The organism is Paenibacillus sp. FSL R5-0636 (assembly GCF_037974255.1).
Taxonomy (GTDB): Bacteria; Bacillota; Bacilli; order Paenibacillales; family Paenibacillaceae; genus Paenibacillus_AQ; species Paenibacillus_AQ odorifer.
The window spans coordinates 79,170-96,450 of sequence record NZ_CP150232.1 but is presented as its reverse complement, the minus strand read 5'-3'; the positions used below and the strand labels follow the sequence as shown (position 1 = coordinate 96,450).

Annotated in this window: 13 protein-coding genes and 3 rRNA genes; all 16 read right to left on the bottom strand. The window is 47.6% G+C overall.

Annotated elements, in window-relative coordinates; translation table 11 throughout:
* Window positions 1-61: 61 nt before the first annotated feature.
* A 5S ribosomal RNA gene (gene rrf / locus MKX34_RS00440) occupies window positions 62-178 on the bottom strand.
* A 129-nt stretch (window positions 179-307) separates the two neighbouring features.
* Window positions 308-3,234, bottom strand: a 23S ribosomal RNA gene (locus MKX34_RS00435).
* A 263-nt stretch (window positions 3,235-3,497) separates the two neighbouring features.
* Window positions 3,498-5,055: ribosomal RNA gene (locus MKX34_RS00430) — 16S ribosomal RNA — on the bottom strand.
* Together the 16S, 23S and 5S rRNA genes form the textbook arrangement of a ribosomal RNA operon.
* Window positions 5,056-5,460: 405 nt before the next feature.
* Entirely contained in the window at window positions 5,461-6,978 is a 1,518-nt protein-coding gene (gene lysS, locus MKX34_RS00425; protein WP_038573979.1) for a lysine--tRNA ligase, read from the bottom strand.
* Between the two features lie 248 nt (window positions 6,979-7,226).
* Window positions 7,227-7,706: a transcription elongation factor GreA gene (gene greA / locus MKX34_RS00420; RefSeq protein WP_036678719.1), complete on the bottom strand. Its 480-nt coding sequence runs from the start codon at window positions 7,704-7,706 to the stop codon at window positions 7,227-7,229.
* Window positions 7,707-7,907: 201 nt separating this feature from the next.
* Complete coding sequence (gene dusB / locus MKX34_RS00415) at window positions 7,908-8,924, bottom strand: tRNA dihydrouridine synthase DusB (protein ID WP_036678722.1); 1,017 nt, start codon at window positions 8,922-8,924, stop codon at window positions 7,908-7,910.
* A gap of 33 nt (window positions 8,925-8,957) precedes the next feature.
* Entirely contained in the window at window positions 8,958-9,167 is a 210-nt protein-coding gene (locus tag MKX34_RS00410; protein ID WP_076099929.1) for a helix-turn-helix transcriptional regulator, read from the bottom strand.
* Window positions 9,119-9,670, bottom strand: coding sequence for a 2-amino-4-hydroxy-6-hydroxymethyldihydropteridine diphosphokinase (gene folK / locus MKX34_RS00405; RefSeq protein WP_036678725.1), 552 nt, complete (start codon window positions 9,668-9,670; stop codon window positions 9,119-9,121). The genes MKX34_RS00410 and folK overlap by 49 nt, the downstream gene beginning before the upstream one ends.
* Before the next feature lie 11 nt (window positions 9,671-9,681).
* The gene (gene folB / locus MKX34_RS00400) at window positions 9,682-10,044 is read right to left on the bottom strand and encodes a dihydroneopterin aldolase (RefSeq protein WP_036678726.1); all 363 of its coding nucleotides are present in this window, start codon (window positions 10,042-10,044) and stop codon (window positions 9,682-9,684) included.
* A 30-nt stretch (window positions 10,045-10,074) separates the two neighbouring features.
* Window positions 10,075-10,932 carry a dihydropteroate synthase gene (folP, locus tag MKX34_RS00395; protein WP_076142181.1) on the bottom strand — a complete coding sequence of 286 codons (858 nt, stop codon included), beginning with the start codon at window positions 10,930-10,932 and terminating at the stop codon, window positions 10,075-10,077.
* Window positions 10,929-11,810 carry an aminotransferase class IV gene (locus MKX34_RS00390; protein WP_076296957.1) on the bottom strand — a complete coding sequence of 294 codons (882 nt, stop codon included), beginning with the start codon at window positions 11,808-11,810 and terminating at the stop codon, window positions 10,929-10,931. The genes folP and MKX34_RS00390 overlap by 4 nt, the downstream gene beginning before the upstream one ends.
* Window positions 11,807-12,388 carry an aminodeoxychorismate/anthranilate synthase component II gene (gene pabA / locus MKX34_RS00385; RefSeq protein WP_036678733.1) on the bottom strand — a complete coding sequence of 194 codons (582 nt, stop codon included), beginning with the start codon at window positions 12,386-12,388 and terminating at the stop codon, window positions 11,807-11,809. Before pabA ends, MKX34_RS00390 begins: the two co-directional genes overlap by 4 nt.
* Window positions 12,385-13,998 carry an anthranilate synthase component I family protein gene (locus tag MKX34_RS00380; RefSeq protein WP_076105851.1) on the bottom strand — a complete coding sequence of 538 codons (1,614 nt, stop codon included), beginning with the start codon at window positions 13,996-13,998 and terminating at the stop codon, window positions 12,385-12,387. The genes pabA and MKX34_RS00380 overlap by 4 nt, the downstream gene beginning before the upstream one ends.
* 338 nt (window positions 13,999-14,336) lie before the next feature.
* Window positions 14,337-15,275 (bottom strand): cysteine synthase A, encoded by a 939-nt coding sequence (gene cysK, locus MKX34_RS00375; protein WP_076296958.1) that lies wholly within the window; start codon window positions 15,273-15,275, stop codon window positions 14,337-14,339.
* A 141-nt stretch (window positions 15,276-15,416) separates the two neighbouring features.
* Window positions 15,417-16,361, bottom strand: a complete 945-nt coding sequence (locus MKX34_RS00370) for a peptidylprolyl isomerase (protein ID WP_081383975.1) — start codon at window positions 16,359-16,361, stop codon at window positions 15,417-15,419.
* Window positions 16,362-16,370: 9 nt separating this feature from the next.
* Window positions 16,371-17,255: an Hsp33 family molecular chaperone HslO gene (hslO, locus tag MKX34_RS00365; protein ID WP_036678742.1), complete on the bottom strand. Its 885-nt coding sequence runs from the start codon at window positions 17,253-17,255 to the stop codon at window positions 16,371-16,373.
* Window positions 17,256-17,281: the final 26 nt, after the last annotated feature.

Sequence of the window (17,281 nt, the reverse complement as noted above, 5' to 3'; positions counted from 1 at the left end):
ATGAATTCTCTATTTACATAACAAAAAGACCACTGTCGATTACTCAACAGTGGTCTTGCGTGCTTGGCAACGTCCTACTCTCCCAGGACCCTTCGGTCCAAGTACCATCGGCGCTGGAGGGCTTAACGGTCGTGTTCGGGATGGGTACGCGTGGAACCCCTCCGCTATCGCCACCAAACATGCGTCTGTGAAACAGACGCTGCCGCGTGAAATTCGGTTCATCACCAGAAGTGACAATAAATTTCTAAGCGTGTTACAGGCTTAATCGCCTGAAAACTGAATCCGAAACGAATTTGCATTCTAAGTATAGGATAAGCCCTCGACCGATTAGTATTGGTCAGCTCCATGCATTGCTGCACTTCCACCTCCAACCTATCTACCTCGTCGTCTTCAAGGGGTCTTACTAATTGGGAAATCTCATCTTGAGGGGGGCTTCACGCTTAGATGCTTTCAGCGCTTATCCCGTCCGTACGTAGCTACCCAGCCATGCTCCTGGCGGAACAACTGGTGCACCAGCGGTACGTCCATCCCGGTCCTCTCGTACTAAGGACAGCTCCTCTCAAATTTCCTGCGCCCACGACAGATAGGGACCGAACTGTCTCACGACGTTCTGAACCCAGCTCGCGTACCGCTTTAATGGGCGAACAGCCCAACCCTTGGGACCTACTTCAGCCCCAGGATGCGATGAGCCGACATCGAGGTGCCAAACCTCCCCGTCGATGTGGACTCTTGGGGGAGATAAGCCTGTTATCCCCAGGGTAGCTTTTATCCGTTGAGCGATGGCCCTTCCATGCGGTACCACCGGATCACTAAGTCCGACTTTCGTCCCTGCTCGACTTGTAGGTCTCGCAGTCAAGCTCCCTTATGCCTTTGCACTCTGCGAATGATTTCCAACCATTCTGAGGGAACCTTGGAACGCCTCCGTTACTCTTTAGGAGGCGACCGCCCCAGTCAAACTGCCCGCCTGACACGGTCCCCGTACCCGATTAGGGTACTAGGTTAGAACCTAGATACGATCAGGGTGGTATCCCAACGGCGCCTCCACCGAAGCTTGCGCTCCGATTTCTACGGCTCCCACCTATCCTGTACAGATCGTACCCAAATTCAATATCAAGCTGCAGTAAAGCTCCATGGGGTCTTTCCGTCTTGTCGCGGGTAACCTGCATCTTCACAGGTATTAAAATTTCACCGGATCTCTCGTTGAGACAGCGCCCAAGTCGTTACGCCATTCGTGCGGGTCAGAATTTACCTGACAAGGAATTTCGCTACCTTAGGACCGTTATAGTTACGGCCGCCGTTTACTGGGGCTTCGGTTCATAGCTTCGGGTTACCCCTAACCACTCCCCTTAACCTTCCAGCACCGGGCAGGCGTCAGCCCGTATACTTCGCCTTGCGGCTTCGCACAGACCTGTGTTTTTGCTAAACAGTCGCTTGGGCCTTTTCACTGCGGCCCCCTCGTGCTATTCACACTACCGGGGCACCCCTTCTCCCGAAGTTACGGGGTCATTTTGCCGAGTTCCTTAACGAGAGTTCTTCCGCGCGCCTTAGAATTCTCTTCTCGCCTACCTGTGTCGGTTTGCGGTACGGGCACCTTCTCCTGGCTAGAGGCTTTTCTTGGCAGTGTGAGATCATGACCTTCGCTACTATAATTTTCGCTCCCCATCACAGCCTAGCCTTAACGATGTGCGGATTTGCCTACACATCAGCCTCACTGCTTAGACGGACATCCATCAGTCCGCGTCACTACCCTCCTGCGTCACCCCATCGCTCATAGCGGATTACGGTGGTACAGTAATTTCAAACTGTTGTCCTTCGACTACGCCTTTCGGCCTCGCCTTAGGTCCCGACTTACCCTGAGCGGACGAGCCTTCCTCAGGAAACCTTGGGCTTTCGGCGGATCAGATTCTCACTGATCTTTTCGTTACTCATACCGGCATTCTCACTTGTGTAGTGTCCAGCGCTCTTTTCAGTACACCTTCAACCCCTACACAACGCTCCCCTACCCCAGATACATACGTATCTAGCCATAGCTTCGGTGGTGTGTTTAGCCCCGTTACATTTTCGGCGCAGAGTCACTCGACCAGTGAGCTATTACGCACTCTTTCAATGGTGGCTGCTTCTAAGCCAACATCCTGGTTGTCTGTGCAACTCCACATCCTTTCCCACTTAACACACACTTGGGGACCTTAGCTGATGGTCTGGGCTGTTTCCCTTTTGACAATGGATCTTAGCACTCACTGTCTGACTCCCGGCAATAAGTATATGGCATTCGGAGTTTGACTGAGCTTGGTAATCCTTGCGGACCCCGCACCCAATCAGTGCTCTACCTCCACTACTCTTATACCGAGGCTAGCCCTAAAGCTATTTCGGGGAGAACCAGCTATCTCCGAGTTCGATTGGAATTTCTCCGCTACCCCCACCTCATCCCCGCACTTTTCAACGTACGTGGGTTCGGGCCTCCAGTGCGTGTTACCGCACCTTCACCCTGGACAGGGGTAGATCACACGGTTTCGGGTCTACGTCCACATACTAAGTCGCCCTATTCAGACTCGCTTTCGCTGCGGCTCCACCTTCTCGGCTTAACCTTGCATGTTAAACGTAACTCGCCGGTTCATTCTACAAAAGGCACGCCATCACCCATAGATCGGGCTCTGACTTTTTGTAAGCACACGGTTTCAGGTTCTATTTCACTCCCCTTCCGGGGTGCTTTTCACCTTTCCCTCACGGTACTGTTTCACTATCGGTCGCCAGGTAGTATTTAGCCTTAGCAGATGGTCCTGCTGGATTCATACGGGGTTTCACGTGCCCCGCACTACTCGGGATCCGTCTCGGAGAGAATACAGTTTAGGTTACAGGGCTTTTACCTCTATCGCGGGCCTTTCCAGACCTCTTCACCTACCATATTCCTTTGTAACTCCATGTGAGACGTCCCACAACCCCAAGAGGCAAGCCCCTTGGTTTAGGCTGTTCCGCGTTCGCTCGCCGCTACTGACGGAATCACTATTGTTTTCTCTTCCTCAGGGTACTTAGATGTTTCAGTTCCCCTGGTCTGCCTCTACACACCCTATGTATTCAGGTATGAGTAACTGCGAATTACCACAGCTGGGTTTCCCCATTCGGACACCCCCGGATCAAAGCTTGCTTACAGCTCCCCGAGGCAGTTTCGTTGTTCGCCACGTCCTTCGTCGGCTCCTGGCGCCTAGGCATCCTCCGTGTGCTCTTATTAGCTTAACCTTGATTCTTCCGCAGGAAAATATCATACGATGACATTCTCTTTTGGAATCATCTCACTAATAACATTTACTTGTTTACACAAGTTGCTAAAAGATGTTCTAAAACGCAAATTCGTTTCGGTATCCAGTTTTCAAGGATCAAGTCTTACTTGAGAGCTTAAACTCTCAAAACTGAGCAACGAGTGAGTAACAGGCCTAAACCTGAGTTTTGGAAGCTAAGCTTCCGATTTGAATGTTCTCATTGCAGAGAACGATTCTCCATAGAAAGGAGGTGATCCAGCCGCACCTTCCGATACGGCTACCTTGTTACGACTTCACCCCAATCATCTACCCCACCTTCGGCGGCTGGCTCCCTTGCGGGTTACCCCACCGACTTCGGGTGTTGTAAACTCTCGTGGTGTGACGGGCGGTGTGTACAAGACCCGGGAACGTATTCACCGCGGCATGCTGATCCGCGATTACTAGCAATTCCGACTTCATGCAGGCGAGTTGCAGCCTGCAATCCGAACTGAGACCGGCTTTGATGGGATTGGCTCCACCTCGCGGCTTCGCTTCCCGTTGTACCGGCCATTGTAGTACGTGTGTAGCCCAGGTCATAAGGGGCATGATGATTTGACGTCATCCCCACCTTCCTCCGGTTTGTCACCGGCAGTCACTCTAGAGTGCCCAGCATTACCTGCTGGCAACTAAAGTTAAGGGTTGCGCTCGTTGCGGGACTTAACCCAACATCTCACGACACGAGCTGACGACAACCATGCACCACCTGTCTCCTCTGTCCCGAAGGCCGCTGCTATCTCTAGCAGATTCAGAGGGATGTCAAGACCTGGTAAGGTTCTTCGCGTTGCTTCGAATTAAACCACATACTCCACTGCTTGTGCGGGTCCCCGTCAATTCCTTTGAGTTTCAGTCTTGCGACCGTACTCCCCAGGCGGAGTGCTTACTGTGTTAACTTCGGCACCAAGGGTATCGAAACCCCTAACACCTAGCACTCATCGTTTACGGCGTGGACTACCAGGGTATCTAATCCTGTTTGCTCCCCACGCTTTCGCGCCTCAGCGTCAGTTACAGCCCAGAAAGTCGCCTTCGCCACTGGTGTTCCTCCACATATCTACGCATTTCACCGCTACACGTGGAATTCCACTTTCCTCTTCTGTACTCAAGCCACCCAGTTTCCAGTGCGACCTCAGGTTGAGCCCAAGGTTTAAACACCAGACTTAAATAGCCGCCTGCGCGCGCTTTACGCCCAATAATTCCGGACAACGCTTGCCCCCTACGTATTACCGCGGCTGCTGGCACGTAGTTAGCCGGGGCTTTCTTCTCAGGTACCGTCACTCCGGTAGCAGTTACTCTACCGGACGTTCTTCCCTGGCAACAGAGCTTTACGATCCGAAAACCTTCATCACTCACGCGGCGTTGCTCCGTCAGGCTTTCGCCCATTGCGGAAGATTCCCTACTGCTGCCTCCCGTAGGAGTCTGGGCCGTGTCTCAGTCCCAGTGTGGCCGTTCACCCTCTCAGGTCGGCTACGCATCGTCGCCTTGGTGGGCCGTTACCCCACCAACTAGCTAATGCGCCGCAGGCCCATCCCTCAGTGACAGATTGCTCCGTCTTTCATTCTTCTCTCAGGAGAAAAAAGAAATTATCCGGTATTAGCTACCGTTTCCGGTAGTTATCCCAGTCTGAAGGGCAGGTTGCCTACGTGTTACTCACCCGTCCGCCGCTAAGTTATTTTGAAAGCAAGCTTTCAAAATAACTCCGCTCGACTTGCATGTATTAGGCACGCCGCCAGCGTTCGTCCTGAGCCAGGATCAAACTCTCCAATTAGTATTGAAAAGAGCGATATGCTCATTTTGAAACATCTGACGAGAAAATTAATTCTCTAATTTTGGATTTCACTTGCGTGATTTCCTACTCACTCGTTGTTCAGTTTTCAAAGATCAAGTTCTCGTTGGCGCCGTTTAATGTCTCAGCAGCAACTCTTATACTATATCATGTTCGGCTATTTAATGTCAAGCTCTTTTTTAACTTCTTTTTCGAGCTCGGCATGTGTACTTCTTGGCCGGACTTAGAATATATCATGTATAGAGATTCATTGCAAGAGTTTTTTTGAAACTAATATTAAATCTCTACATTCTATAGGAGCAATGAAGTGAAAGCACCGCTTCTAATCAACAGTAGCCAAGAGAACTGTCCTTAGACAGCTCCCTTAAGCCCTGTGTTGTATAGATACTATTCAGTACGGTTACGCATATGTGGAAACAGCAATACATCGCGAATCGATGCAGAATTGGTAAGCAGCATGATCAGACGGTCTACGCCGATTCCCAGTCCGCCAGTAGGTGGCATACCATATTCCAGGGCGCGGATGAAATCATCGTCCATCTCATGAGCTTCGTCATTACCTTGCTCTTTCTCCTGGATCTGTGCCTCAAAGCGTTGACGTTGGTCAATCGGATCATTCAATTCACTAAATGCATTAGCGTGCTCACGACCCACAATAAACAGCTCAAAACGATCGGTAAAGCGTGGATCCTCATCGTTTTTCTTCGCAAGTGGTGAAATTTCAACAGGGTGTCCCATTACAAAGGTTGGCTGAATTAGAGTTTCCTCTACAAATTGCTCGAAGAAAGCGTTAAGGATATGACCGAACGTCATATGTTTCTCAACAGGCACACGATGTTCTTTTGCCAAAGCTTGTGCTTCGTCATCTGTCATGTGAACACTGAAATCAACACCGGTTACTTCTTTAACAGCATCAACCATAGTTACACGACGCCATCCTGGAGACAGATTTACCTCTTTGCCTTGGTAATCCAGCAGTTGTGTACCTAATACCTCTTGGGCAATATGTGCAATCATATTCTCCGTGAGATTCATGATGTCCTTGTAGTCAGCATATGCTTCGTACAACTCAATCATAGTAAACTCTGGATTATGACGAGTCGACATTCCCTCGTTACGGTATACACGGCCGATTTCGTACACTTTTTCCAAACCGCCAACAATAAGGCGTTTCAAGTGAAGCTCGATAGCAATCCGCATATACAGCTGCATTTCAAGTGTGTTGTGGTAAGTAATAAACGGACGCGCAGCTGCTCCGCCGGCGATCGTATGAAGTGTAGGTGTTTCAACTTCAAGATAACCAAGTGAATCCAAATAGCGACGCATCGATTGAATAATTCTTGAACGGGCAATAAAGGTCTGTTGAACTTCCGGATTAATAATCAAATCAACATAGCGCTGGCGATAACGCAGTTCTACATCTTTAAGACCATGATATTTCTCAGGAAGTGGCAGCAGGGATTTGGACAAGACTTCGAGATTATGCACTTTGATGGAGGTCTCGCCTGTTTTGGTTTTGAATACTGTTCCACGAACGCCAATAATATCTCCCAGATCGAGAACATTAAACGCCGCGTATTGAGTTTCAGGAATGCTGTCTTGACGAACATAAAGCTGAATTCTTCCACTAAGGTCCTGGATATGCGCAAAGCTGGCTTTACCCATAACGCGTTTTGCCATAATACGTCCAGCAATGCTCACTTCAACAGAAAGCTCGTCCAATTCCTCTTTGGAAAGTCCATCATACTTAGCTACGATATCGCCAGCGTTAGCTGTGCGCTCGTATTTTTTGCCAAAAGGATCAATACCAAGTCCTCTTAGCTCGTCCAGTTTGGCACGGCGGATCTGCAAAAGCTCACTAAGTTCGTTCTCTGCATTGTCCACATTGTTCATTTCCTCGGTCATGCGATTCATCCCCTTATAACTCAGTAATATCATATACACAAGAAGAAACGGCTCCGTCTCCATAGTTAGAGGACAGTCCCGTTCCAGCTCAAAATATAAGCAGTTTGTTTTACCTATCGTTTCTGGATGATTTGAAAAAAGCTTCCCTAAGGAAGCTTTCCCAAACATGTTCCCTTATCTACCTATGTACAGTGAAATGACTAATACATACGGCAGCACATCTATTTACAGACATTAAGGTCTGTATATTACTTCATTCTGATATCGAGAATTTTATATTGAATAACTCCTGCAGGTGTAGAAACATCAACAACCGTACCTATTTTTTTCCCGATAATAGCTTTGCCTACCGGACTTTCATTGGAAATCTTGTTATTCAGTGGATCAGACTCTGCTGTACCTACGATCGTATACTCCATAGTGTCCCCATATTCCAAATCCTCGACACTTACAGTAACACCAATACTTACTACGTCAGTAACGATCTCGTCGCTATTGATGATACGCGCGTTGCGAAGCATCTTCTCCAAAGTGAGAACGCGTCCTTCGATAAAAGCTTGCTCATTCTTCGCGTCTTCATACTCCGAGTTCTCACTGATATCTCCGTAGCCAATCGCTACCTTAATCCGTTCAGCAACCTCACGGCGTTTTACGGATTTGAGGGTCTCCAGCTCATCTTCCAGACGTTTTAGCCCGTCCGGCGTAAGGATGACTTCTTTATCGCTCATCTCAACCGATTCTCCTGTCGTATACAATTATTGAAAACACCATACTATATGCTAATCTAGAAGGATAAGAACCCTCCCTGCTGCATTGCTCTTACTGTAACGGCGATTTTATACTGTGAAATTATATTGGAACCGCTACAAAATGTCAATGACACCACATATAAAGTCAGATGTGTTCAAATATCAGCAGAAAAAAGGTGATTATACAGCAGAAGAAGACATTTCAATGCCCTTGCTCTCTTCTTCATGCTTTAATTGAACGACAAAATCATTCAATATCCTCACCATTCCATCGCGTTTTGTTTCTGTCATGAGAACATCCTTCACTCTAGCGGCAGCCTTCAAGCCTTTTAAGTACCAGGCCATATGCTTACGCATCTCACGGACAGCTACAGCTTCTCCCTTAAGAGCTACCAGTCGATCCATATGAAGAATAGCAACCTTAATCTTCTCATCCAAGCCAGGTTCAGGCATAAGCTCGCCGGTGCTCAAATATTGAATCGTACGATACAACATCCAAGGATTGCCGAGTGCTCCACGCCCGATCATTACGCCATCGCAGCCAGTCTGATCCAACATAGCCCGAGCATCTTCAGGTGTATTAACATCCCCGTTGCCAATAACAGGAATAGAAACTGCTTCTTTTGCCATCTTGATATAGTTCCAGTCCGCATGGCCTGTGTAAAGCTGCTCCCGGGTACGACCGTGTACGCTGACAGCCTTACCCCCAGCACGTTCAACCGCGCGCGCATTATCTTCGACAAAAATATGCTCGCTATCCCAGCCAATCCGCATTTTCACGGTTACGGGTTTATCGACAACATCGACAACCGCAGAGACCATTTCATAGATTTTGTCGGGATTCAAAAGCCAGCGGGCTCCCGCATCACATTTAGTTACTTTAGGCACTGGGCATCCCATATTGATATCGATAATATCAGCATTGGTTTCTTTATCAACCACTTTTGCTGCTTGCACCAGTGATTCTCTATCCCCGCCAAAAATCTGCAAACTAAGCGGTTTCTCCCGTTCATCTACAAACAACATTTCGCGAGTACGTGTATTTCCGTGAATAATGGCCTTATCGCTTACCATTTCCGCACAGACCAGACCTGTACCAAATTCCTTAGCGATCAGACGAAAAGCCGGATTGCACACGCCAGCCATAGGTGCCAGAACAACCTGATTTTTCATCTCGATATCGCCAATCTTCAGCATTCGTATCACTTCCTGCCTTTTAATTCTTAAAAATTATGAGTTGGGATCCACAAGCTCTTCTGTTGTAACCCCTAGGACATTCGCAATTTTATCTAAAATTTGATCTTCTAATCGTCTGTTACCCCTCTCGACTGCACCAAGCACAGCCAAGGAAATTCCGGCAAGATCCGCAAGATCCTGTTGAGTATACCCTTTTAGCTTACGGAATGCCCTGACCCTCCGTCCCAAACGCTTGTTGTCCACAACCGAATTCCTTCCTTCCCGTCTATGTCTTGAAGCGCTGCTGTAATCAGCTTGCGAAGTCCGGAAGATTGTTCATTCTGTGGAACGATGTCACTGAGCGGAAACAATACAAAAGCACGCTCTAACATGCGTGGATGCGGTAACGTTAAATGTGGTGTATCGAGCACCTGACCCTCAACCCACAACAAATCCAAATCTACCGTTCTCGGTCCATAGCGGATATCCCGGATACGACCCAACTGCGTTTCAATCCCCAACATCACTTCCAGCAAGGACTCGGGCGCAAGTGTCGTTCGCAAAGCTGCTGCCATATTGAGAAACTGCGGCTGATCTAAATAACCTACTGGCTCTGTCTCGTAAACTTTGGAGCAGCGGACCACAGATATTTCATCATGAGCGTCCAGTCTGTTCAAAGCCTCTGACAGTGTACCCTCGCGGTCACCCAAATTAGCCCCTAAAGCAATATAAGCCTCTGATTCTTCAGAGGTGGAATGTATATTCATGGACCTTGTTCTCACTTTCTAGTTCTGCGCAGCTCTACAGTCACTCCCTGAAAATGAATGTCGAAAGGCGGATGGGGTTTAGTTACCTTAACCGTTACTGCATTGATAACAGTATAAGTGTCCAGTACGGAGGATGCAATATATTCTGCCAAAGCTTCGATCAACTTAAAAGACTTTATTTCGACAATGTTTTTGACTAATTCATGAACTTCAGCATAATTCACGGTTTGACTCAAATCATCATTCAAGCCCGCACCCTGCAAATCAAGCTCCAGCTCTAAATCAATGTAAAAACGTTGTCCCAGCTTACGTTCTTCCTCAAATACACCGTGGTATCCGTAATATTCCATGCGATGCATTGTCATTTTATCCATGATTAATCCGCCCTTTTTCGTAAAATATAGCTATTCACGCACCAATGGAGGTGCAGCATACAACATCGCATCACACATCTTAACCGTTCGTTTAATCAGAGATACATCATGTACACGTACGATCTGGCAACCCTGAGCTATCCCAAAAGCTACTGTAGCTGCGGTGCCTTCCACAACATCATCAGACGGCAAATCAAGTACCGTGCGGATGAATTTTTTGCGGGAAGTCGCCAGTAACAACGGATAACCTAACTCAGTCAACCCGTCTAAAAGCGTCATTGCCTGCAGGTTTTCATTATAATCCTTAGCAAAGCCGATACCTGGATCCAATATGATATTGGCCGGCTTAACGCCTGCGGCTACCGCAAGATCAATACTTTCCTTAAGGTCAGCCGACATATCCGCACTCAGATTCGTATAATTACGGTCCTGCCGGTTATGCATCAAAATAATAGGACAGTCAGCAGCAGCGGCCACTGCCGCCATTTCCGGATCGGCCTTACAACCCCATATGTCATTAATGATATGGGCACCCGCAGCTATAGCTTGGCGGGCTACTTCAGCTTTATAGGTATCGATAGATAACGGAAGGTGAGGTGCCGCCTTATGAATACTCTCGATCACAGGCAATACACGGGCTAACTCCTCTTCAAGTCCCACCGGTTGATGACCAGGACGAGTAGATTCACCGCCGATATCAATAATATCAGCACCCTCTGCAGCCATACGCAGCGCATGCTCAACTGCTTTGTCCGGATGATCCCAAAGTCCTCCATCCGAAAAAGAATCCGGGGTCACATTAAGGATGCCCATAATCAATGTTCGATTTCCTAACTCCAAGTCTGTATTTCCACAACGGTATGTCCGCTTAAAGAGGACTGGTCTCATTTCGAAATCGCCGTCCTATCTCTATATAATGAAATCAAGCCAGCAGTAATTGTTCCACACTGGCTAGTACCTATAGTAAATCTTGCATCTCCGTGCCACACCCCAGTAACAGGAACGATTTCTTGTACGGAATTGGTAAGAAACACTTCATCAGCAGCTTTTAACTGCTCCCAGTGATATGTTCCTTCTTCAACACTAAGGCCTGCACTAAGAGCCAGCTCCATTACCATTTCCCGGGTAATTCCCGGAAGTATCCCTGTTGTAAGATCTGGGGTATAGAGCCTGTTGTTTTTTACAAAAAAGATGTTGCTGACAATGCCCTCGGCAATAAATTCTTCTGCCGTCAGCATTAGTCCTTCAGCACCATTTGCCGCAGAAGCATACCCTCTAAGCTCTCGCTTAGCCAGAATGTTATTCATATAATGCAGCGACTTGAATCGCACTGTTCCCTCAGGAGTATTACGCCGCAAGGACAACAGCTGCAGCTCTTTGCCTTCACTATAGAGTTTATCTGGTACTTTCGGCAGCGCTTTGATGTACAACAAATGATTAGGCTTTTGATAATCACCAGCAGGTAATCCGAGAACATCCTCACCGGCTGTTACGGTATAGCGTATATAAGCTTCTTTTAATTCATTTTTGTCCATAACGCGCTTAATCCAGTCAAGTAGATGTGCCGCTTCTGCTTCAAATGGAATGCCCAGTGCCTCGCAACCCTCTGCCATACGCTTCAAATGACGCTCCAGCAAAAAGGGAACTCCCCCATAGGTCCTAAAGGTTTCGAACAAGCCAATGCCGTACAAAAAGCCGTGATCCAAGGCAGAAACCACGGTTTCTCGGGCGTCAATGACACCATTGTTAAATCCTATATATTTCATGCCGTTTCTCCGGCTCTCCGTTTCAAGAAATTACGCAGCATCGTATGACCATGATCCGTAATAATAGATTCCGGGTGGAACTGCACACCTTCAATAGGGTATTCTTTATGGCGCAATGCCATAATCTCCCCTTCTTCAGTCTCAGCCGTAATCTCCAAGCAATCTGGGAGACTCTCCCGCTCTACAATCAGTGAATGATATCGGGTAGCTGTAAATGGAGACTCCAGACCTTCAAAAACTGAGGTCCCGTTATGGTAAATAGGCGATGTCTTCCCATGCATCAAACGCTCAGCACGGATGACATTGCCACCAAATGCTTGTCCAATCGCTTGATGTCCAAGGCATACGCCGAAGATCGGAATGATCCCCTTGAAATGATGCAACAATTCCAGACTAATTCCCGCTTCATTTGGCGTACATGGGCCTGGTGAAATTAGAATATGGTCAGGTGCCAGCTTTTCAATCTCTTCGATGGTAATTTCATCATTGCGGTGCACTTTAACCTCTTCCCCAAGCTCACCTAAATACTGTACGAGGTTATACGTAAAGGAATCATAATTATCGATGACCAAGATCACAGTGCTACTCCCCCTTCGGCTCCGCTGGTAGCTGGCAATTCCTGCTGCAGTTCACTACAGAGTACTGCCTTCACTACCGCTTTGGCTTTATTATGGCATTCACGGTATTCACGGTAGGGATCGGAATCGATCACTATGCCGGCACCTGTCTGAATATATCCGACCCCGTCTTTTACAGCCAGCGTTCTTATAATAATATTTAATTCCATATTGCCGTTATAGTCAATAAAACCCATCGATCCTGTATAGGGTCCACGTCGAACCGGCTCCAATTCTTCAATAATCTCCATTGTCCTTACCTTGGGAGCCCCTGTAATAGTCCCCCCGGGGAATAAAGCTGCGATAACCGCATACGCGTCTTTATCCGGCGCAATCTGGCCCTCTACCTGCGAAACGAGATGCATCACATGAGAGTAGCGCTCCACAGTCATCAGCTCCGGCACGCTGACGGAACCGTATGCAGCGACACGCCCGATGTCGTTGCGTTCCAGATCGACAAGCATGATATGCTCGGCGATCTCTTTTTCGCTCCCGCGAAGCTCCGCCTCCATGGCGGCATCCTCCGCGGGAGTGAGTCCCCGGCGCCGGGTGCCGGCGATTGGCCGGGCGCTCACTTTGTCCCCGTGCAGCTTGACGAGCAGCTCCGGTGAAGCGCTGGACAGCGCGAAGCCGGGCGACCGCAAGAGCCCCATGTACGGGGACGGGTTGAGCTTGCGCAGCCACTCGTAAACATCCTCCGGCGGGGACTTCAGCTGCGCCTCCTGGCGCAGCGAGAGGTTCACTTGGAAGACATCACCTTGGCGGATGTATTCCTGAACGTCCAGCACTGCCTGCTGAAACTTCTCAGGCGAAAAAGCGGAAGCCATGCCCGGCCACTCTCCTGATGAAACTGTAAGGGCCTCAATGCTGCCCACAGCCTCATCATCCAATCCTGCAGCTGAAGATATCAGCTGCCACTGCTCTACCATTTGTCCAGCCTGTTCTATACTGCCAAGATAAAGATTTTGCAGCTCTTCCATCCCACAGTCTGCTGGAACTGGAACGTGAACAGCACAATACAGCACATGCTCTTCGTGATCATAAATCCATATCTCGTCAAACCTCATAAAAAGAAAATCAGGAAAACCAGGATCATCTTGGGCAAGAGACGGCAATCGTTCCAAAGAACGAACCACATCATAACCAAGGAAACCAATACATCCACCAGAAAAAGGAGGAACATCTTCATCCTTTAACTTAGGCGACGTAAAATCCGACATCCATTGCTGCAGTAGCTCCAGCGGTTGTCCATGCAGTGTTGTTGCCTCAGGTATCCTCTCCTCGTCCACTGATGCTGATTCCAAAGATTCAGTAGGGAAGCTAAATACTTCCGCATTATCCTCCTTGCCCTTCAATATCGAAACAGGGTTCAAGCCCAAGTACGTATAACGGCCACCCTTACCACTTTCTAAAACTACAGAATACTGGGAAGCTAACTCCCAGGCTTTCTCCCAGGACGCAGGTAATTCGTTGGTGCACCGGGGAGATTTTATAATCAAGGGAAACATGCTCCAGTCTTCAGCAGCCCATTGTTCCCACTCGTTCCAGGTTGTTATGATTTCCAAAGCCATCCTCCTAAAAGTTTTGTCTAGCATCATCTTACAGTTTAATCTTCGAGACAAAACTCGCTTCGTAAGCATTTGCTTAGTTTTGTCCAATCATCAGTAGTATATTGCCTGTCAGTATACTGTACTTAAGGCATTATTGAAAAGCCCTCAGCGATAGGAAATTATTATGATTTTTGCGTTTTTTGCAAAAACCAGAGCTTTTTTCAACAATAATAAAATCACCACGTCTACCCCGGCATATATGCACAGAACCTAATTCCTTTTAAATCAACGAAAAGAGTCTCCATCACCACCAAAAAAGTGGTATGAAGACTCTTATAGATTTACGTTATTGCAAACAATTACGCTTCGAAATTGTAAAGTGGTGTGCTCAGGTAACGTTCGCCGTTACTTGGGATAATGACTACTACTTTTTTGCCAGGGCCTAAATCTTTAGCTACTTTAAGTGCGGCAAATACAGCAGCACCTGAAGAAATACCAGACAAGATGCCTTCTTCTTTAGCTACACGACGTGCAGTTTCGAAAGCTTCATCATTCTCAACGTGGATGATTTCATCATAGATATCTTGGTTCAGAATCTCAGGGATGAAGTTCGCTCCGATACCCTGGATTTTGTGAGGTCCTGGTTTGCCTCCAGCCAAGATTGGGGAAGCAGCAGGCTCCACAGCATAGATCTTAATATCAGGATATTGGCTTTTCAGCACTTCACCCGCACCAGTGATCGTTCCGCCTGTTCCGATACCTGCAATAAAAGCATCCAAAGGACCGCCGATGGATTCAATAGCGTCAATAATTTCAGGTCCAGTAGTCTCACGGTGAATCTTCACGTTCGCTTTATTCTTGAATTGCTCGGATGGGAAATAGCTTGGGTTCTCTTTCAGAATTTCGTCTGCTTTCTTAACCGCACCATTCATACCTTCCGATCCTGGGGTCAGCACCAATTCCGCTCCATATGCGCGAAGGAGATTACGGCGCTCCAAGCTCATTGTTTCCGGCATTACGATAACTGCTTTATAACCTTTAGCAGCAGCTACAAGTGCCAGGCCGATACCAGTGTTACCACTAGTAGCTTCTACAATCGTACCTCCCGGTTTCAGTAGACCTTCACGCTCAGCTTCTTCCACAATGCTGATTGCAATCCGGTCTTTCACGCTTGACCCCGGGTTCTGATATTCCAATTTCAAATAAATATCTGCGGAGCCTTCCTGTGCCAGACGATTCAAACGAACGAGCGGAGTACCTCCGATCAATTCTGTTACGTTGTTTACGACTTTAGCCATGAGCAAAAACCTCCTTAGAATGATAAATGCGATATAAGAACGTAAATTATGACTTTATGCTTCTGTGTATGGAGTTTAAATTGTTGACCACCGTCAGTTATTTCCGACTAAAACGGTAGGGTTTACGTTAATATCATATTATCAATCTTGCAGGCTGTTGTCAATATTTATTGATACCTCATATTTATTGCGTAAATCGCTTTCCACCTGCTGCAAGGGAGGGGCTTGCTCCAAAGCCAGCTCTTGACGTACAAGCGCCCGAATTTCTTTCTGATCCGGCATTTCTGGAGAGTGAATACTCTCCAAGCGGATAATGGCGAAGTCTTCCCCTGTCTCGATCGGACCGGCTATATCACCCACATCCAATCCAGCGGCAGTCTTTAACATTCCCTCTGGCCAAAAAGGGTCGTCTTCCTCTACTTTACCTAAGCTGCCTCCGTGCTCCCGACTCTCATCATCAATAGACACTTCCCTAGCCAAATCAGCGAAATTCTCACCCTGTTCCAAGCGATCCATTACCTGCTGACCTTCCTCATAGGATGAAACCTTGATCATAGAAAGCTGCATTTCCTTTTTTGGAATGAAGCGCTCGGCATTTTGCTCTAAATAAGCATCTATATCGGCATCACTGATTGTAATGCCCACCGTGGCTATCGCTTGTAAGGACAGACGATAAGCTGTCTCTGCGAACACTTCCTGACGAGATAATCCGAGCTGAGATTGCATTTGAGCATAATATTGCGCTTCTGATTCGTACCCAACTATAGTGCGTGTCAGTTCCTGCTTAACCTCATCGTCTGTCACGGTAATTCCTAAAGCCTTAGCTTCCATGTTCACGACAATATGGTTAAGCATACTGATTAACACTTCTTCTCCATGCTTTCTTTTGAGCTCATCCATCCACTGCTGATCCGTTATTGGTTGTCCGCCTGCAGTCGCTACATCCGGTGATTCATTGTCTGTTGTATCTCCTTTAAGAAGAGCCATGGCGCGTAAACTCCAGAATAATAGACCCCCGAGCATTAAAGTTGCAACAGCTAGAATAATAACCGTATTGCGAAGTGCGCGTTCCTGTCTCGTCATCATCCCAATGCCCTACGAATTCGCTTGTTCTAAAATGACCTGTAAATCGTCCTTATTGAAAACATAAGCCTCATTGCAAAAATGGCATACGACTTCAGCCTGTTCATCTTCTGCAATTAATCTCTCCAGTTCATCCCGCCCTAAGCTAACCAATGTCTGCTCTACCCGCTCACGCGAACACTGACAAGCAAAGTTAATATCCAGTTCATCCATAACCACTGCATCCGGCAACAGGTAGCGCAGCATTTCTTCTGGCTCCAGCCCCTGATCGAGAAGCGCTGTTACAGAAGGCATCGCCCCTACAGCTTTTTCAATCTCTGTGATCTCCGCATCAGTCAGACCAGGAAGAAGCTGAACAATAAACCCTCCAGCCACAATTACCGACTCATCGGTATCTACCAGTACACCTAGGCCAACCGCAGCTGGAGTTTGCTCAGAAACCGCAAAATAATAAGTAAAATCATCGCCAAGCTCCCCGGAGATAATAGGTATACTACCTCGGTATGGCTCTTTCATGCCTAAATCTTTTATAACATCAATGAACCCTTCAGTTCCCACCGCTCCAGCTACATCCAGTTTCCCCATACTATTGCTCGGTAAATGAATGTGTGGATTATGCACATAACCACGCACTTCTCCCAATGCATTGGATTCTGCAACGATTTGTCCGATCGGTCCATTCCCTTTAACCATAATACTCAGCTTCTCACTACCCTTGAGCATAGCGCCCATCATGGCTGCAGCGGTAACTGTACGTCCCATTGCGGCTGTAGCCGTTGGATACGTATCGTGTCTGCGTCTCAGTTCTTCAACCAATTCAGTTGTGCGGACAGCAAACGCTCTCACTTTACCATTTAAAGCCGTGCCGCGGATTAGTCGATCCTTCTTTTTTTCCATTGGGTGCATAGCCCTCCTATCTCTTC